Raw genomic sequence first — 17,539 nt, 5'->3', positions numbered from 1 at the left:
GTCAGTCTGCCCCACGGCGCCGACGGACCTCGGGCTCGACCCGTCTGCCCTGCTCGTCCCAGTGCTCCGCGACCTTCTTGCTCGGCTGCACCCGCGGCGGCTCCCCCGGCATCTTCGGGTGGTCGGGCGGGAAGTTGAGCTCGCCCAGCCCGCGCTCCAGGTCGGCCTCCCACAGCGCGTGGGCGCCGTCGATCTCGGCCGGAGCGGCGTGCAGGTCCGCCCACGCGTCGCCGTGCTCGCCGAGCCAGGCCGGGACGGTGTGCACGGTGAGCTCCGCCGGCCGCACCTCCGCCAGCTGCTCCCAGGTGACCGGCACCGACACCGGCGCGCCGGGCAGGATGCGGGGGCTCCAGGCGGCGGCCAGCGTCCGGTCGCGCGTCGCCTGGTTGAAGTCGACGAAGATCCGCTCCCCGCGCTCCTCCTTCCACCAGGCGGTGGTCACCAGGTCCGGCATCTCCCGCTCGAGCTCGCGGGCCAGCCCGATCACGGCGTGGCGCACCTCGAGGAACTCCAGCCGGGGGCGCACCGGGGCGAAGACGTGCACGCCGCGGCTGCCCGTGGTCTTGACGAACGGCGTGAGCCCCGCCGCGAGCATCACCTCCCGGAGGCCGAGCGCCGCCTCCACGACGTCGGCGAAGGCACGACCGGGCTGGGGGTCGAGGTCGATGCGGACCTCGTCCGGACGGTCGTTGTCGCCGCTGCGGACCGGCCAGGGGTGCCATGTCACGGTCCCCATCTGCGCGGTCCAGAGCAGGGTGGCCTCGTCGTCGACGACCAGCTGGGGATGGCGTCTCCCGGAGGGGTAGGTCACCTCGGTGGTGCGCGACCAGGCCGGCACGCCCTTCGGCGGGTTCTTGGAGTAGAACTCCTCCCCCTCGATGCCGCCGCGCACCCGCTGGAGGGTGACCGGCCGGTCCGCCAGTCCCCCCAGCATGGGCTCGGCCACCGCCTGCAGGTATGCCGCGAGGTCGGCCTTGGTGATCGCGCGCCCCTGGTCGGTGGACGGCCAGACGATCTTGTCCGGGCTGGAGAGCCGCACCTCGCGCGGGTGTCCCTCAGCGTCCTGCGAGGTCAGGATCAGCGCGTCAGCCATGGCGCCCACCGTAGTCGCTGCGGATCGTGACCGAACTGTGACCTTGGCGCCCAAACATCACGCCGGGGTCAGACGTCAAGGGGGTGAACCGGTCGCTCGACCGGTCACCATCCAGGTCGACGACGACCTCGGACCGAAGGGGACCATCATGCGCACGATCGCCCGCACCCTCACCGCCGCCCTCGTGGCCCTTCCCGTCGCCGCCGCGGCGAGCGCACCCGCCGTGGCCGCCGCTCCCGAGCGCTTCTCCGTCTCGGGCGAGAGCGTGGACGTCCAGGGGACTCTCCTCGGTGACCTCGACGGTCTCGGTGGCAACGTCCACCTCGTCGGGATCAGTGCTCAGGAGACCTCCGGCGAGGGCAGCATGACCTGGGGCTCCGTAGACTCCTACACGTGCGCCGACGGCGTCACGATGCCCTGGGACCCGGAGACCGGCGAGCTCCTCTGCGCACCGGCCGGGTGGGCCGAGCTGAGCGGCCCGCTCACGGTGGACACGGACAAGAAGCTCACCGCGGCGACCGTGGCCGGGGACCTGACGATCTCCACGTGGACCTGCGACGACGAGGAGTGCTGGTCGGAGGAGCTCGGCACCCTCGCCGTGGACCTCTTGGTCAGCGGCACCGGCGGGACCCTCACCGAGCGGAGCAGCCAGACCTACCAGGACCCGACGACCGGGGAGCGCTACCGCGGGACCATGCGCTCCACCACCCGCCAGGGCGAGGTGGGCGGCACGCTGGGCGGTCACCCGGTCATCGACGCGTGGGCGTCCTTCGGACGGTTCTCCTTCTCGTCGACGTACAAGCTGTGACCCTCCTTGGGGAGGGCCCTGCGGCGATAGCATCAGACATGACGGCGGTGACGGTACGGGGGCTGGACGAGCAGGTCGGGCGACTGCTCGCCGCGCAGGCGGCGAAGAACGGCCGCTCGGTGGAGGACGAGGCTCGGGCCATCCTCACCACCGCGGTCCTGGCCATGGTCAACATCGTGCCGCAGTGCCCCGGGCGGCTCACCGCCGCCGAGGACCGCATCTGCGGCCTGGTCGCGCAGGGGTGGACCAACCGGCAGATCGCCGAGCAGCTGCACCTGTCCGAGCGCACGGTGGAGGCTCACGTCAGCGCGATCCTGCGCAAGCTGCAGATGCCGAACCGCGCCGCGGCCGCGAGCTGGTTCACCGCACGTCGCGCTGCACCTCAGGGCGCCTGAGGCACGTACTTCCACGGATGCCCGTCCCCGGACGCGCCACTAGTTTCGGTCGTAGTGCGCAGCGTCCGGGGAGGGGCCCCGGCCCCGCTCCGCGCGGGACGGGGTCGTCATGTCCGTGCAACGTCGCACACGGTGGATCGCCGGCTTGACCGGCGCGCTGGTCGCTCTGGCAGGGCCGTTGGGGACGGGAGCGGTGGCCGCACCTGCCTGGGCGGCGGCCAGCCCGGAGGACAAGATCCAGGCTGACGTCGACGCCGAGCTCGACGAGCTGGGCCGGGCGAACGTCCTGGTGAGGTTCGCCGACCGCCCCGACATGGGCGCCTTCGACGACATCGAGGGCTGGGCCGAGCGCGGTCAGGCCGTCTACGACGCGCTCGCCACGACCGCCGAGCGCAGCCAGGCCGAGGCTCGGGCACAGCTCGACCGTGCCGGTCTCGACTACGAGAGCTACTTCATCAGCAACGCGATCCTCGTGACCGGGGCGGACCGCGAGGTGCTCACCTCGTTGGCGCTCAGCGCCGAGGTCGAGGGCGTCTACCTGCCTGCGCAGTACGAGCTCCCTGAGCCTCTCCCGGGTGAGCCCCAGTTCGTGCCGGACGCGGTCGAGTGGGGCATCGCGAACATCAACGCCGACGACGTCTGGTCGGGATACGGCGCCACCGGCGAGGGCATCGTCGTGGCCAACATCGACACCGGCGTCGACTACCAGCACCCGGCCCTCGTGGACCAGTACCGCGGCAACAACGGTGACGGCACCTTCGACCACAACTACAACTGGTTCGACGCCGGCGGCACGGGCTCGGAGGAGCCGGTGGACTTCGAGGCCCACGGCACCCACACCATGGGCACGATGGTGGGCAGCGACGGTGGGTCCAACCAGATCGGGGTCGCTCCTGGAGCCCGGTGGATCGCGGCCAACGGCTGCTGCCCCTCCGACGTCGCGCTCATCGAGTCCGGCGAGTGGATGCTCGCGCCCACCGACCTTGCGGGCGAGAACCCGCGAGCCGACCTGCGCCCCCACGTCATCAACAACTCCTGGGGCAGTGTCGTCCCGAGCAACGACCCCTTCATGGAGGACGTCTCGGAGGCCTGGGCGGCCGCCGGCATCTTCGGCGTCTGGTCCAACGGCAACAGCGGGCCGGAGTGCCAGACGTCCGGCAGCCCCGGCAGCCGGATCATCAACTACTCCGTCGGCGCGTACGACATCGACAACACCGTCGCCCCGTTCTCCGGACGCGGGTCGGGACAGGACGGTGCGATCAAGCCGGACATCTCCGCGCCGGGCGTGAACGTGCGTTCCTCGGTGCCCGGCGGCGGCTACGAGGAGTTCAGCGGCACCTCGATGGCCGCGCCCCACCTCGCCGGCACCATCGCGCTCCTCTGGTCCGCCGCGCCTGACCTCATCGGCGACACGGCACTGACGCGCGACCTGCTCGACGAGTCCGCGACCGACACCCCCGACGACCAGTGCGGCGGCACCGACGACGACAACAACGTCTACGGCGAGGGGCGTCTGGACGCCCTGGCCCTCCTCGACGCCGCCCCGATCGGCGACACCGGTCGGGTGACCGGCATCGTCACGGACGCCGTGACCGGCGAGCCCGTCGCCCGCGCGACCGTGACCCTCACCGCCGAGCGGACCCGCTCGGTCACGACGGCCGCGGACGGCACCTACGGCCTGCGCCTCGGCGTGGGCGAGTGGACGGCGGAGGTGAGCAGGTTCGGCTACCTGCCGGACACCGCGACGGTCACGGTCATGAAGGACGCCACGACCACGCACGACGTCGCCCTCGACCCGGCCCCGACCGCGACCCTGACCGGGACGGTCACCGACGGGTCGGGCAACGGCTACCCGCTCTACGCAAGGGTCAGCGTGAAGGGCCAGTCCGACGTGGGGACCTACACCGACCCCCAGACCGGGGCGTACGCCCTCGAGCTGCCGGTCGGGACGCACGTCGTCCAGGTCGTCTCGCAGCTCCCCGGCTACCAGACCGACGCCCGCGAGGTGACCATCACCGAGTCCGGCGACCTCCTCGCCGACTTCGCGCTCCTCGTCGACTCCCGGACGTGCACCGCCCCCGGCTACGCGCTCAACCTCGACGGCATCCGACAGGGCTTCGACGAGCCCACCCTGCCGGAGGGCTGGTCCCTCGAGGACCTGACCGGCGGGGACGTGCTCTGGCGGTTCGACGACCCGATGGGCATCGGCAACGAGACCGGCGGCGAGGGCGCATTCGCCGAGGCCAACAGCATGCTGGGGGCCCTGCCCGACACCGGGCTCGACACGGTCCTGGTCTCGCCGGTCCTCGACGCGTCGGCCATGTCCAACGTCACCCTGAACTACCAGCAGCTGTTCGACACCATGGGCGACTCCAGCGGAGCGGTCGAGGTGAGCAGCGACGGCGGCACCACCTGGACCGTCGTGCTGGAGATCACCTCGTTCGTGTGGCGCGACGCCGTCATGCTGGACCTGACCGAGCAGCTGGCCGGGTCGACCCAGGCCCAGGTGCGCTTCCGCTACCTGGACGCCCCGCCCGAGCCCGACTTCCTGTGGCAGGTCGACGACGTCTTCCTCGGCAGCCGCACCTGCGACCCGCTGGGTGGCGGACTGGTCACCGGCTACGTGCAGGACGACATCGACGGCTCCGGCATCCTCAACGCCAAGGTGAGCTCGCTCGACGAGCCCGCTGACCAGGGCACGACCAGGGCCACGCCCGACGACCCGGCCCTGGAGGACGGCTTCTACTGGCTGTACTCCTCGCTGACCGGCACGCACCCGTTCCTGGCCACGGCCCGCAACTACGGCACCGACGAGCAGGACGTCCCGGTTGCCGAGGCCGACGTCGCCCGGGCTGACTTCGTCCTCGGCCAGGCGGTGCTGGGGGTCGACCCGACGGCGATCGAGACCTCGGTGATGCTGGGCGAGGCGGACGGCGGATCCTTCACCGTCACCAACACCGGCACGTCCACCGCGGAGATCACCTTCGGTGAGCGCCGCGGCGGCTTCGAGATCCTGCGTGCTGACGGCAGCCGGATGACGACCGAGCAGGTCGCCGGGTCGACGGGTGCCCCGTTGGTCCGGACACCCATGGTCTTCGAACCCGGCGTGATCACGCCCGAGGCGGTCGCCGGCACCCTCTCGCCGCGCACCGCCGAAGAGCCGTGGACCGACCTGCCGTCGTTCCCCGTGGCGCTGCTCGACAACCGCGTCGTCTCTCTCGAGGGCCAGTGGTATGCCGTGGGCGGCGTGGGCGACGCGGGCCTGGTCACGGACGTCTACCGCTACGACGCCGAGGCCCTGGACTGGGTGCCCGTCGCGCCGCTCCCGGCTCCCACCATGCTGCCTCTGGCGGTCGCGGTGGACGGCCAGATCGTGGTGTCCGGCGGGTGGGACGAGAACGGCAGCACCCTCACCAGCACGTGGCTCTACGACCCGGCGGCCGACAGCTGGAGCCCGGGCGCTCCGATGCCCGAGCCGGTCGCGGCACCGGGCACCGGCGTCATCGGCGGTCTCGTCTACTCGGTGGGCGGGTGCACCAACGGTGACTGCTCCCCCGTCAGCAGCTCCGTCCAGGTCTACGACCCCGCGGCGGACGCGTGGTCCATGGGGGCGGCCGTCCCCGAGACCACGTCGCACCAGGCCTGCGGCGGGATCGACGGTTCGCTCGTCTGCTCCGGCGGCTTCAGCGACGGCGGCGTCACCATCGACAGCACCTGGGTCTACGACCCGTCCGGTGACACGTGGGCCCCGGCCGCGCCGGCACCCGCTCGGACCGCCGGCGCGTCCTGGGCGGCCGCCAACGCCCAGCTGCTGGTCGTGGGCGGTATCCAGGACGACACCCTGACCAACGCCTCCTGGGCGTTCGACCTGGCGAGCGACACCTGGACCCCGCTGCCGAACGCCAACGTGGCCACCTTCCGGGGTGGCGGCGCATGCGGTTTCGCCAAGGTCGGCGGGCTGGACCAGGAGTTCTGGCCCACCAACGCGGCCGAGCTGCTGCCCGGTTATGACGTGTGCGACGCCGCCGGCGCGGACGTCGACTGGCTCTCCATCGACACCGGCGAGGCGGTGCTGGCTCCGGGTGAGAGCGTCACCGTGGGCGTCACCACCGACAGCGCGTCCGTCAACCAGCCGGGGACCTACACGGCCGGCGTCTCGATCACGGCCAACGTGCCGGTCGCGGTCGAGCCGGTGTCGGTCACCATGCACGTCGCTCCCCCGCTCACGTGGGGCAAGGTGACGGGCACGGCATACCTCGAGGACTGCGAGGGCGGACAGGTCGCCGGTGACAGCATCGCGATCGACGTGGTGCCGGTGCGGGACGGCGTCGGCGACGGCTGGCTCCTCACCACTGACCAGGAGGGCACCTACGCCCGCTGGTTCAACACCCAGGTCGGCACCCTGAGGATGACCGCGATGCTGGGCGGCTACCGCCCGGACAGCCACCTCGTCGACCTCGTCCGCGGCGACACCGTGGTCCAGGACTTCTCGATGCTGGACGACGAGTGCCGGGAGAACCCGGGCCCGGTCAACCCTGAGGTCGTCCGGGTCGCGGGCACGGACCGCTACGACACGGCGGCCCGGGTCAGCCGGCAGTTCGCGCCCGGCGTGCACACGGTGTTCCTGGCCACCGGCAGCGGGTATGCCGACGCCCTGGCGGCGGCGGCGCGTGCCGGAAGCCTGGGCGGACCGGTGCTGCTGACCAAGACGACCGCGCTGCCCAGCGTGACCGTGCAGGAGCTCGAGCGGCTCCAGCCGGGCCGGGTGGTGGTCGTCGGAGGCACCGGCGTCGTCTCGACCGGGGTCCAGGCCGCCGTGGCCGACCTCCTGCCGGACAGCTCCGTCGTCCGACGGGCCGGGGCCGACCGCTACGGCACCGCGGCGCGGATCGCTGCGGACGTGCCCACCGCGGACGTGGTCTATGTCGCCACCGGCGCCACCTTCCCGGACGCCCTGGCCGGGGCCGCCCGGGCGGCGGCGCACGACGCACCGGTGCTCCTCGTGAAGACCGACTCGGTGCCGTCCGCGACACGGACGCAGCTGGCCCGGCTCATGCCGTCCCGGATCGTGGTCCTCGGCGGCACCGCCGCGGTCTCCTCGGCGGTCGCGCGGGAGCTGGGTGCCTACGGCAGCGTCGAGCGGGTCGCCGGGGTCAACCGGTACGACACCGCAGCCAGGCTGGCGCAGGAGCTGGAGACGTCGCAGGACGTCTTCGTCGCCACCGGTCTGGACTGGCCGGACGCGCTCGCCGGCGCCGCGCGCGCAGGAGCCACCGGGGCGCCGGTGCTGCTGGTCCGGACGGGCGACATCCCCGCCGTCACGTGGGCCGAGCTGGACCGGCTGGACCCCGGTCGGGTCTTCGTCCTCGGCGGGACGGGCGTGGTGTCGCAGGGCGTGGAGGACCGCCTGCGCACGCTGGAGTGAACCCGGGAGCGTCGGTGGCGGGGCGTAGGCTGGCCGCATGAGCAGCCAGCACAGCACCCCCGCCACCGACGCCGCCCAGGCCGGCGCGGCCTACCCCGGAGCCAGGACCGAGGAGCAGTGGCGCGAGCAGCTCACCCCCGAGGAGTACCACGTGCTCCGCGAGGCGGGCACCGAGCGCCCGTTCGTCGGCGAGTACACCGACACGACCACCGAGGGTGTCTATGCCTGCCGCGCCTGCGGGGCGGAGCTGTTCCGCTCCGAGACCAAGTTCGAGAGCCACTGCGGGTGGCCGAGCTTCTACGCCCCGCTCGCCGAGGACCGCGTGCAGTACCTCCAGGACGACTCCCTCGGCCGGACCCGCACCGAGGTCCGCTGCGCCAGCTGCGGCTCGCACCTGGGTCACGTCTTCGAGGGCGAGGGCTACTCCACGCCGACCGACCTGCGCTACTGCATGAACTCCATCGCGATGACCCTGCAGCCCAAGGAGAGCTGAGCCCCGCTCACTCCCGCGCCGCTCACTCCCAGACGCCGTGGGTCTGGCGCCGGAACACCTCGTCCAGCGCCGCGCGCGTGGCTGCGGGCACGCCGGCCTCCCTCAGGAGCGTCGCGAGCTGGTCGTTGCCCCCGCCGGACGGTGCGTGGGCCCGCAGGAGGCGACCGAGGTCCACGTCGGCGGCGGCGAGCTCTGGCGCCAGGAGGGCGAAGCTGCGACCCAGCAGACGGTCCGCCGCGGGCCGGTCCACCCCGTGGTCGGCCAGGAAGGCGCTGACCGTCCGCAGGTAGTCGACGAAGGGCGCGACCGTCCCCAGGGCGGTGTAGACAGCGTCGAACTCCTCGTCGCTGCCCATCGCCATCGCTCCCCCGAGACGCTCGAGGAGCGCGACGGCCCGGGGCACCGCCGGGCGCACCGGAGTGGTCCACGCACGCTCGGCGACCGCGACCATCGGCACCGCCCTGGCCAGCTGGCGCGCCGGTGCGACGGCTGCCGCGAGCCGCGCGGCGGACAGGCCCGCGGTCGCGCTGACGACGCAGTGCGCCTCGCTCCAGGTGAGGGTGCTCAGGACGCCGGCGTCCCGCTCCCGCAGGCAGACCAGCACCGTGTCGCTGGCGTCGAGCACCGCCTGGTTGTCCGCGGCCACCCGCACCGTGGGGTAGGTCGCCGCCAGCCGCGTCGCCGTGTCCGCCCCGCGCGGGGAGAGCACGACCCGGGGCGGGACGTCGACCCCCTCGCACAGGCCCTCGACGACGGCTCCGGCCAGCGAGCCGACGCCGAGGATCCCGACGGTGCCGTGGCCGGCGCCGTCAGGCAGGCTCACGGGAGCGAGGCGACGAGGCGGGCCAGGTCGACGCGTGGTCCGGTGAAGAAGGGGACCTCCTCGCGGACGTGGCGGCGCGCGTCCACGGCGCGCAGCTCGCGCATCAGGTCCACGATCCGGTGCAGCTCGTCGGCCTCGAAGGCCAGCAGCCACTCGTAGTCGCCGAGGGCGAAGGCCGAGATGGTGTTGGCGAGCACGTCCTTGTAGTCGCGTGCGGCCTCGCCGTGCTCGCGCAGCATCCGCCCGCGCTCGGCGGCGTCCAGGACGTACCAGTCGTAGGAGCGCACGAAGGGGTAGACGCAGACGAAGCGTCGCGGCTCCTCCCCCGAGAGGAAGGCGGGCACGTGGCCACGGTTGAACTCCGCGGGCCGGTGCAGGCCGACGTTGGACCAGACCGGCTCGAGGTGGCGGCCCAGCTCGGTGCGGCGGAAGCGCTGGTAGGCGGACTGCACGAGCTCGATGTCCTCGGCGTGCCACCAGATCATCAGGTCGGCGTCGGCCCGCAGCCCGGAGACGTCGTAGACCCCGCGCACGACCAGGCCCTCGCCCGCCATCGCGGCGAAGAGCTCCTCGACCTCAGCGGCCAGGGCCTGGCGGTCCTCCGGCAGCGGCGCCACAGCCTGGAAGACGGAGTAGGCGGCGTAACGGATCACGCTGTTGATCTGCTCGGCCTGGTCAGCGGTCGGGTGCGCGTAGTCGCTCATGCGTCCATTGTCCGACGGGTGCCGAGCAGCTCCTCCACCGCCCTGTGCGCGGAGGTGATGCAGGCGGGGATGCCCACGCCGTCGAAGGTCGCACCGCAGGCGGCGAGCCCCTCCACGCCGGCCAGCGCGGCCCGGACGGCGGCGATCCTGGCCACGTGACCCACGGCATACTGCGGCAGGGCGCCGCCCCAGCGCTGCACGTGCGTGCCCACCGGCTCGGGCAGCGCCCGGCCCACCGCCTCGGCCAGCTCGGCCAGGCTGGTGCGCACCAGCTCCTCGTCGGAGACCTGCAGGGTCGCCTCCTCCCGGTGCCGGCCCAGGGAGGCGCGCAGGATGGTGAGGTCCTGGCCCTCGGGACCACGGCCGCGACCCGCCTCGCGGACCCAGTCCCACTTGTTGGCGCTGAAGGTCGACGCCTTCACCGCCCGCCCCTCGACCGGCGGCACGAGGAAGCCCGACCCCTCCAGGTCACCCAGCGCCCGGCTGTCGAAGGCGAGCGTGACGACGGCCATCGACGCCGTCTCCACCTCGGCCAGCAGCCGCGCGGCCTCCGGGGCCACGTCCTGCAGGAGCCGGGACGCAGGTGCGGGCGGGACCGCGAGCACCACCCGGTCCGCCCGGTATGCCGTGGGGCTGGGCCGCGGGCCCGTCACCACCTCGTAGCCCCCCTCGGGCAGGCGGTGCAGCTCACGGACCGTCGTGCCGGTGCGGATGCTCACCCCGCGGTGGGCGAGGCTGTCGGCCAGCGCCTGCGGCAGCCGGTGCAGCCCACCGCGCACGGTGGCGAAGAAGGGGGCGGCAGCCCGGGCGTGGGTGCCGTCGGTGGGCGCGGGCATCATCCGTGCGACAGCCCCGACCAGGGAGTCACCGCGCCGGGCGACGTCGAGCAGCTGGGGGAAGGCGGCACGGGCCGAGAGCAGGGTGGCGTGCCCGGCGTACACGCCCCCGAGCAGCGGCTCCACGAGCCGCTCGGTGACCGCCGGGCCGAGCCTGTCGGTCACCAGCTCGGCGACCGAGAGATCGTCGGCGTCGGTGGTCATGATCTTCTCGGCGCGGGCCCGGGCGACCTCCTCGTCGGTGAGCAGCCCGCGCAGCGCGTCGGGGTCGGCGGGGACCCCCATGAACGTCCGCGGCGGCAGGACGTGCAGCCGCCCTCGCGACCAGATCTGCGCCCCTGCCGACGTGGGGTGGACCACCTCGTCGGCGAGGCCCGCCCGCGCGATGAGCTCCATGGCCTCCGGTCGGCGGGCCAGGACCGCCTCCGCCCCGACGTCGACGGTGCAGCCGGCGACCTCCGCGCCACGGAGCTTGCCGCCGACACGGTCGCCGGCCTCCAGCACGGTGACCTGCGCGGACGGGTCCCGGAGGAGGATGTCGTCGGCGGCCGTCAGACCGCTGACGCCACCTCCTACGACGAGGTACGTAGTCATGCCCCAAGCGTGGCACGCGCGTCGGGCGCCCCCGACGACGGGTCGGAGACGTAGCATCGGCCGCGTGACCGACACCCAGACGCAGCAGGAGATCCGGGCCGCCCTCGAGGTGATCGACCCCGACACCTTCGACGCGGGCGCTGAGGCCGAGCGCCGGATCGACTTCCTGGCCAGCTACCTGCGGACCTCGGGGCTGAAGGGCTACGTGCTCGGGATCAGCGGGGGCGTCGACTCCACCACCGGCGGCCGCCTGGCCCAGCTGGCCTGCGAGCGGGTCCGCGCCGAGGGTGGCGAGGCGACCTTCATCGCGGTGCGCCTGCCCTACCACGTGCAGAAGGACGAGGCGGACGCCCAGCGGGCGCTCGACTTCATCGCCGCCGACGAGGAGATGACCGTGGACATCGGTCCCGGGGTCGACGCGCAGTGGGACGCGGTCCTCGCGGCGGGCCTCACGGTCGACGACGTCAAGGACGACTACCACAAGGGCAACGTCAAGGCCCGGCACCGCATGGTCGCGCAGTTCACCATCGCCGGCGTGCGCGGGATGGCCGTCATCGGCACCGACCAGGCGGCCGAGGCGGTCGTCGGTTTCTACACCAAGTTCGGCGACGGGGCCGCCGACCTCACGCCGCTGTTCGGGCTGCCCAAGCGGCGGGTCAAGGCCATCGCCCGGCATCTCGGCGCCCCCGAGCAGCTCGTGGAGAAGGTGCCGACCGCCGACCTGGAGAGCGACAAGCCGCTGATCGCCGACGAGGTCGCCCTGGGGGTCTCCTACCAGGCGGTCGACGACTACCTCGAGGGCCAGGACATCTCAGCCGAGGACGAGGCCACGATCCTGGGGTGGTACCGCCGCACCGCGCACAAGCGGGCGCTGCCCGTCACCCCCGACGGCTTCCTCGGCGACCGCTGAGAGGCGGGGCCGCCCTCAGCGGGCGGACGCGTCGTGCACGAGCTCGACGACCCTGGTGAGCACCTCCGGGTCGGTCGTGGGCAGCACGCCGTGGCCCAGGTTGAAGATGTGCCCGGGCGCCCGGCGGCCCTCCTCCACGATCTCCCGCACCCGGCGCTCGAGCGCGGGCCAGGGGGCGAAGAGCAGCGCCGGGTCGAGGTTGCCCTGCACGGCATACCGGCCGCCGGTGCGGGAGACGGCGTCCGCGAGGCTGACGCGGTAGTCCACCCCGATGACGTCGGCGCCGGCCTCGGCCATGGGCACGAGCAGCTCGCCGGTGCCGACGCCGAAGTGGATCCGCGGCACGTCGGGGTGGCTCTGGGCCATGCCCGCCAGGACGTGCCGGCTGTGCGGCGCGACGTAGCGCTCGTAGTCGGCGCGTGAGAGGTGCCCCGCCCACGAGTCGAAGAGCTGCACCGCGCTCGCGCCGTGGTCGGCCTGCACCCGCAGGAAGGTCAGCGAGATCTGCGCGAGCCGCTCGCACAGGGCGTGCCAGAGCTCGGGGTCGCCGTGCATGAGGGCCTTGGTCCGCTCGTGGTTCTTCGACGGCCCGCCCTCGACGAGGTATGACGCGAGCGTGAACGGGGCGCCGGCGAAGCCGATCAGCGGCGTCTGCCCCAGCTCGGCCACGACCCGGCGCACGGACTCGGCGATGTCGGGGACCTGCTCGGCGGTCAGCTCCGGCAGCCGGTCCAGGTCGGCGCGGGCGCGGACCGGCTCGGCCACGACCGGGCCCACGCCGGCCACGATGTCGAGGTCCAGGCCCACGGCCATGAGCGGCACCACGATGTCGCTGAAGAAGATGGCGGCGTCCACGCCGTGGCGTCGCACCGGCTGGAGGGTGATCTCGGTGACGAGCTCGGGGGTGCGGCAGGACTCGAGCATCGGCACCCCCTCGCGCAGGGCGCGGTACTCCGGCAGCGAGCGGCCCGCCTGGCGCATGAACCAGACGGGAGTGCGCTCCACCTCCTCCCGCCGGGCGGCACGGACGAGCAGGCTGGAGGTGGCAGGGGTCACCCCCGCATCCTCCCACGCGGCGTGGCGGTGCTGGCCCGGGTCGGGCCAGAGTCCTACTGTGGTGGGTGTGGTGAGCCGGATCTCAGGGAGCCGTTCGCGCCAGTCGGCGTCGGGCGGCACCGACGTGCCCGACGCGTCGTTCTTCGGGCGGGCGATCGCCGGTCTCCGCGACGTCGGCACCCGCGCCGAGCTCGTGCTCGAGGAGGTGCCCGCGCCCACGCGCCTGGCACCGCACGCGGTGGCCCTGTCCGGCGAGGTCATCACCTCCCACGACGAGGACGACGACGCCGTCGCGACCGGCCGCTTCGTCCTGCTGCACGACCCGGACGAGCCGGAGCCCTGGGAGGGTGCCTGGCGCGTCGTCAGCTACGCCAAGGCTCAGATGGAGCCCGAGGTGGGCCACGACCCGCTCGCCGGCCAGGCCGGCTGGTCCTGGCTCACCGACGAGCTCGACGCCGCGGGTGTGGGCTGGGCGGCGGCCGCCGGCACCGTGACCTGCGTGACCTCCGAGTCCTTCGGAGCGTTGTCGTCACGTGCCCCCAGCGTCGAGCTGGAGATCCGCGCCTCGTGGACCCCGCTGCTCACGACCGGCCGTGAGAGCGCCGAGCTGGCCGCCCACCTGCGCGCCTGGGGCGACCTGCTGTGCACGCTGGCCGGTCTGCCGCCGCTGCCCGAGGGCGTCATCGCCCTGTCGGGGTCGCGACGGTGAGCGCGGACCTGCCCGAGGACCACGACGAGTTCGAGCGGCTCGACGAGCCGCGGGAGGGCATACCGGAGGTCGTCGCCACCCCGCAGCACCTGCAGGAGGCCGCGGACGCGCTGGCGCAGGGCACCGGCCCGATCGCCGTCGACGCCGAGCGTGCCTCGGGCTACCGCTACGGCCAGCGCGCCTACCTCGTGCAGATCCGCCGCGAGGGTGCCGGCACCTGGCTCATCGACCCCGTCCCGCTCGAGGACCTTACCCCGCTGGCCGAGGTGCTCACCGGCCCGGAGTGGGTCCTGCACGCCGCGACCCAGGACATCCCCTGCCTCGACGAGATCGGGCTGCGGCCCCGGGCGCTCTTCGACACCGAGCTCGGCGCCCGGCTCGCGGGGCTGCACCGCGTCGGCCTGTCGGCCTCGTTGGAGTACTACCTCGGCCTCACGCTGGCCAAGGAGCACTCCGCGGTCGACTGGTCGACCCGACCGCTGCCGGAGCCGTGGCTGCGCTATGCCGCCCTCGACGTCGAGGTCCTCGTCGAGCTGCGCGACCGCATGGAGCGGGACCTCGCCGAGCAGGGCAAGCTCGAGTGGGCGCGGCAGGAGTTCGCGGCGCTGTGCGACTTCGTGCCCCAGCGGCTGCAGGACCCCGACCCGTGGCGCCGCACCTCGGGCACCCATCGCCTGCGCGGACGGCGCAACACCGCTGCGCTGCGCGAGCTGTGGCTGGCCCGCGACGAGATCGCGCGCGAGCGCGACGTCTCCCCCGGGCGCGTCCTGCCCGACACCACGCTGGTGGACCTGGCCACGCGGATGCCGAGGCACGCCTCCTCGCTGACCCCGGAGCGCGCCGAGCGCTCGCCTTCCCGGCAGCGGCGCGCCGAGCAGGGCATCCTGCGCTACCAGCGGACCTGGCTGGCGGCGATCCGCCGTGCGGTCGAGCTGCCCGAGGAGGAGCTCCCGCCGCCGAACGCCCGCAGTGACGGCCCGCCGCCGGTGCGGGTGTGGGCCGACCGCGATCCCGCCGCCGCCGCACGTCTGACCCAGGCGCGGGCCGACCTCGCGGCGCTGTCGGAGGTTCTGGACGTGCCGGTCGAGAACCTCCTGACCCCGGACACGGTCAGGCGGGTGCTGTGGCGACCCCCCGGAGACCGCACGCCCGAGGGGGTGTCGGTCGCCCTGGAGCAGCTCGGTGCCCGGCCGTGGCAGCGCGAGCTGGTCGGCCCGATCCTGGCCGCGGCCCTCCACGCCCACCCCTGAGGGCGTTCTTCCAGACATATCTCATATATGTGATCTACAGTGGCTCGCATGACTGAGAGCTACCTGTCCCGCATCGGCGGTCTCATCCGCGACGCCCGCCGCCACAAGGACCTCACGCAGGCCGAGCTGGCCGAGCTGCTCGGCACCAGTCAGAGCGCGGTCGCCCGCATCGAGCAGGGCAAGCAGAACCTCTCGCTGGAGATGATCGCCCGGATCGGCGAGAAGCTCGACTCCGAGATCGTCCAGGTCTCCTCGGGCGTCCCGCAGAACCTGCGCATCGAGGGAGGCGTCAAGCTCTCCGGGGAGATCGACGTGCGCACCTCCAAGAACGCCGCCGTGGCCCTGCTCTGCGCGTCGCTGCTCAACAAGGGCCGCACCACGCTGCGCAACCTCGCGCGCATCGAGGAGGTCAACCGGATCACCGAGGTCCTCACCTCGATCGGCTTCAAGATCCGCTGGCTCCCGGACTCGTCGGACCTGGAGATCGTGCCCCCCGCCGCGATCGACCTCGACGCCATCGACGAGTCCGCAGCGCGCCGCACCCGCACGATCATCATGTTCCTCGGTCCGCTGCTCCACGAGTTCGACGCCTTCGAGCTGCCCTACGCAGGCGGCTGCGACCTCGGCACCCGCACCGTCGAGCCGCACCTCATCGCGCTGCGCCACTTCGGCCTCGACGTCACCGCCACCACCGGCTCCTACCACGCGAGCGTCGACCCCGCCAAGCGCCCGACCCGTCCGATCGTGCTCACCGAGCGCGGCGACACCGTCACCGAGAACGTCCTGCTGGCCGCCGCCCGCCACCCCGGCACGACCATCATCCGCAACGCCTCGTCCAACTACATGGTCCAGGACCTGTGCGTCTTCCTGCAGAAGCTCGGCGTGCAGATCGAGGGCCTCGGCTCGACCACCCTCACGGTCACCGGCCTGGAGAGCATCGACGTCGACATCGAGTACTCCCCCTCCGAGGACCCGATCGAGGCGATGAGCCTGCTCGCCGCCGCGGTGGTCACCGGCTCGGAGATCACCATCAGGCGGGTGCCGATCGAGTTCATGGAGATCGAGCTCGCCGTCCTCGACACCATGGGGTTCGAGTGCGAGCTGAGCGAGGAGTACACCTCCGCCAACGGGCACACGCGACTCGTCGACCTGACGACCGTGCCCGGTCCCCTCAAGGCACCCCTGGACAAGATCCACCCGCTGCCCTTCCCCGGTCTCAACATCGACAACCTGCCGTTCTTCGCGATCATCGCGGCCTGCGCGCAGGGGTCGACGCTCATCCACGACTGGGTCTACGAGAACCGCGCGATCTACCTCACCGAGCTCACCACCCTCGGCGCGAAGGTGCACCTCATGGACCCGCACCGGGTGATGATCGAGGGGCCGACGAAGTGGCGCGCCGGCGAGATCATGTGCCCGCCCGCGCTGCGGCCCGGCGTGGTGATCCTGCTGGCGATGCTCGCGGCCCCGGGTGTCTCCGTGCTGCGCAACGTCTACGTCATCAACCGCGGCTACGAGGAGCTGGCCAGCCGCCTCAACGCCCTCGGCGCCCGGATCCAGACCTTCCGCGACATCTGAGGCGGGTCCCGGGACCGACCGGCGCGACGGCATACCTGATGGAGATCGTCTGGGACGAACGTGGCGGTGCCACGGTGGTCCGGGACGGCCACCCGCAGTCCTACGTCGACCCCGACGACCCGCTGCTGCTCGTCTTCGAGTACGTCGAGCAGTTCGCGCTCGTCCTGGAGGCCCTGCGCCCCGACCCGGCGCCGCTGCGGGTGACGCACGTCGGCGGTGCCGGTATGACGCTCGCCCGCTGGGTGCACCGGGTCCACCCCGGCAGCCCGCAGATCGTGCTCGAGCCGGACGTGGCGCTGACCGACCTGGTCCGGCGGGAGCTGCCGCTGCCGCGCGGGCACCGGGTCCGGGTGCGGCCCGAGCGGGGGCAGGACGGCGTCCGCGGCCTGCGCGACGGCTCGGCCGACGTCGTCGTGGTCGACGCCTATGCGCAAGGGCGCATCCCGGGCGAGCTGGCCGGGGCGGCGTGGGTCGCCGAGCTGGACCGCGTGCTGGCGCCGGGCGGGCTGGTGCTGGTCAACGCCGCGGACGAGCCGGGGCTGCGGTGGGTGGCACGGCTCTGCGCCACCCTGCACGGGGCGTTCGGGCACGTCGGGCAGCTGGTGCTGCAGGAGGTCGCCAAGGGCCGACGCTTCGGCAACGTGGTCGTGGTCGCCTCCCGCGCACCGCTCGACGACGTGCGGCTGCGTCGCGCCGCGGCGCGGGCATCGTTCCCGAGCACGTGGCGCGGGGCTGACGAGGTCCGCCGGCTGGTGGGCGGGGCCGCCGCCTTCGGGCCGGTCGGCGAGCCCTCCCCCGCACCGCCCGACCCAGGATCCCTGCGCCTGAGCTGACCACCGGCCGCGCGTCTGCGGTGCCAAGATCA

At 73.2% G+C, this 17,539-nt stretch carries 14 protein-coding genes; 9 read left to right on the top strand and 5 right to left on the bottom strand.

Features of this window, described 5'->3' with window-relative positions; all coding sequences use genetic code 11:
* Window position 1: 1 nt before the first annotated feature.
* Window positions 2-1,093 (bottom strand): non-homologous end-joining DNA ligase, encoded by a 1,092-nt coding sequence (gene ligD, locus IEV65_RS06285; RefSeq protein WP_188428826.1) that lies wholly within the window; start codon window positions 1,091-1,093, stop codon window positions 2-4.
* Between the two features lie 148 nt (window positions 1,094-1,241).
* Between ligD and IEV65_RS06280 the strand changes: the two genes are divergently transcribed.
* The 4 genes from IEV65_RS06280 (at window position 1,242) to msrB (ending at window position 8,214) form a co-directional block, all read left to right on the top strand.
* Window positions 1,242-1,901 carry a hypothetical protein gene (locus IEV65_RS06280; RefSeq protein ID WP_188428824.1) on the top strand — a complete coding sequence of 220 codons (660 nt, stop codon included), beginning with the start codon at window positions 1,242-1,244 and terminating at the stop codon, window positions 1,899-1,901.
* A 38-nt stretch (window positions 1,902-1,939) separates the two neighbouring features.
* Window positions 1,940-2,296 carry a LuxR C-terminal-related transcriptional regulator gene (locus tag IEV65_RS06275; protein WP_188428822.1) on the top strand — a complete coding sequence of 119 codons (357 nt, stop codon included), beginning with the start codon at window positions 1,940-1,942 and terminating at the stop codon, window positions 2,294-2,296.
* A gap of 193 nt (window positions 2,297-2,489) precedes the next feature.
* Window positions 2,490-7,721 (top strand): cell wall-binding repeat-containing protein, encoded by a 5,232-nt coding sequence (locus IEV65_RS06270; RefSeq protein WP_229734956.1) that lies wholly within the window; start codon window positions 2,490-2,492, stop codon window positions 7,719-7,721.
* 37 nt (window positions 7,722-7,758) lie between these two features.
* The gene (msrB, locus tag IEV65_RS06265; RefSeq protein WP_188428817.1) at window positions 7,759-8,214 is read left to right on the top strand and encodes a peptide-methionine (R)-S-oxide reductase MsrB; all 456 of its coding nucleotides are present in this window, start codon (window positions 7,759-7,761) and stop codon (window positions 8,212-8,214) included.
* 22 nt (window positions 8,215-8,236) lie between these two features.
* On the opposite strand, the gene IEV65_RS06260 is transcribed toward msrB, so the two are convergent.
* From IEV65_RS06260 to hemG, 3 genes are read right to left on the bottom strand one after another with little or no spacing between them, the layout of a single operon-like run.
* Window positions 8,237-9,037: an NAD(P)-binding domain-containing protein gene (locus tag IEV65_RS06260; protein WP_188428815.1), complete on the bottom strand. Its 801-nt coding sequence runs from the start codon at window positions 9,035-9,037 to the stop codon at window positions 8,237-8,239.
* Window positions 9,034-9,741 carry a hydrogen peroxide-dependent heme synthase gene (hemQ, locus tag IEV65_RS06255; protein WP_188428813.1) on the bottom strand — a complete coding sequence of 236 codons (708 nt, stop codon included), beginning with the start codon at window positions 9,739-9,741 and terminating at the stop codon, window positions 9,034-9,036. The genes IEV65_RS06260 and hemQ overlap by 4 nt, the downstream gene beginning before the upstream one ends.
* Window positions 9,738-11,171, bottom strand: a complete 1,434-nt coding sequence (hemG, locus tag IEV65_RS06250) for a protoporphyrinogen oxidase (RefSeq protein ID WP_188428812.1) — start codon at window positions 11,169-11,171, stop codon at window positions 9,738-9,740. Before hemG ends, hemQ begins: the two co-directional genes overlap by 4 nt.
* Window positions 11,172-11,235: 64 nt before the next feature.
* Between hemG and nadE the strand changes: the two genes are divergently transcribed.
* Window positions 11,236-12,081, top strand: a complete 846-nt coding sequence (nadE, locus tag IEV65_RS06245; protein ID WP_229734955.1) for an NAD(+) synthase — start codon at window positions 11,236-11,238, stop codon at window positions 12,079-12,081.
* 15 nt (window positions 12,082-12,096) lie between these two features.
* On the opposite strand, the gene hemE is transcribed toward nadE, so the two are convergent.
* Complete coding sequence (hemE, locus tag IEV65_RS06240; RefSeq protein WP_188428808.1) at window positions 12,097-13,137, bottom strand: uroporphyrinogen decarboxylase; 1,041 nt, start codon at window positions 13,135-13,137, stop codon at window positions 12,097-12,099.
* Between the two features lie 70 nt (window positions 13,138-13,207).
* Here hemE and IEV65_RS06235 point away from each other — a divergent pair, with 70 nt between their 5' ends.
* Genes IEV65_RS06235 through IEV65_RS06220 form a run of 4 tightly spaced genes read left to right on the top strand, consistent with a single transcriptional unit; the run spans window position 13,208 to window position 17,507 of the window.
* Entirely contained in the window at window positions 13,208-13,846 is a 639-nt protein-coding gene (locus IEV65_RS06235; RefSeq protein WP_308642561.1) for a DUF3000 domain-containing protein, read from the top strand.
* Window positions 13,843-15,096, top strand: a complete 1,254-nt coding sequence (locus IEV65_RS06230; protein WP_188428804.1) for an HRDC domain-containing protein — start codon at window positions 13,843-13,845, stop codon at window positions 15,094-15,096. Before IEV65_RS06235 ends, IEV65_RS06230 begins: the two co-directional genes overlap by 4 nt.
* A 48-nt stretch (window positions 15,097-15,144) precedes the next feature.
* Window positions 15,145-16,674: a helix-turn-helix domain-containing protein gene (locus IEV65_RS06225; protein ID WP_188428802.1), complete on the top strand. Its 1,530-nt coding sequence runs from the start codon at window positions 15,145-15,147 to the stop codon at window positions 16,672-16,674.
* A gap of 38 nt (window positions 16,675-16,712) precedes the next feature.
* Entirely contained in the window at window positions 16,713-17,507 is a 795-nt protein-coding gene (locus IEV65_RS06220) for a spermidine synthase (RefSeq protein ID WP_188428800.1), read from the top strand.
* Window positions 17,508-17,539 lie beyond the last annotated feature (32 nt).

Origin of the sequence: Ornithinimicrobium tianjinense (assembly GCF_014636495.1) — a bacterium.
Classification (GTDB): domain Bacteria; phylum Actinomycetota; class Actinomycetes; order Actinomycetales; family Dermatophilaceae; genus Ornithinicoccus; species Ornithinicoccus tianjinensis.
The sequence above is the reverse complement of the archived record's forward strand: the minus strand, read 5'-3'. Positions and strand labels throughout refer to the sequence as shown.

What these genes read in the sequence shown, in the direction of transcription:
- IEV65_RS06220 (WP_188428800.1), top strand. Translation starts at nt 16,713, where the DNA reads ATGGAGATCGTCTGGGACGAACGTGGCGGTGCCACGGTGGTCCGGGAC.
- hemQ (WP_188428813.1), bottom strand. Translation starts at nt 9,741, where the DNA reads ATGAGCGACTACGCGCACCCGACCGCTGACCAGGCCGAGCAGATCAAC.
- ligD (WP_188428826.1), bottom strand. Translation starts at nt 1,093, where the DNA reads ATGGCTGACGCGCTGATCCTGACCTCGCAGGACGCTGAGGGACACCCG.
- IEV65_RS06225 (WP_188428802.1), top strand. Translation starts at nt 15,145, where the DNA reads ATGACTGAGAGCTACCTGTCCCGCATCGGCGGTCTCATCCGCGACGCC.
- IEV65_RS06280 (WP_188428824.1), top strand. Translation starts at nt 1,242, where the DNA reads ATGCGCACGATCGCCCGCACCCTCACCGCCGCCCTCGTGGCCCTTCCC.
- IEV65_RS06275 (WP_188428822.1), top strand. Translation starts at nt 1,940, where the DNA reads ATGACGGCGGTGACGGTACGGGGGCTGGACGAGCAGGTCGGGCGACTG.
- hemG (WP_188428812.1), bottom strand. Translation starts at nt 11,171, where the DNA reads ATGACTACGTACCTCGTCGTAGGAGGTGGCGTCAGCGGTCTGACGGCC.
- msrB (WP_188428817.1), top strand. Translation starts at nt 7,759, where the DNA reads ATGAGCAGCCAGCACAGCACCCCCGCCACCGACGCCGCCCAGGCCGGC.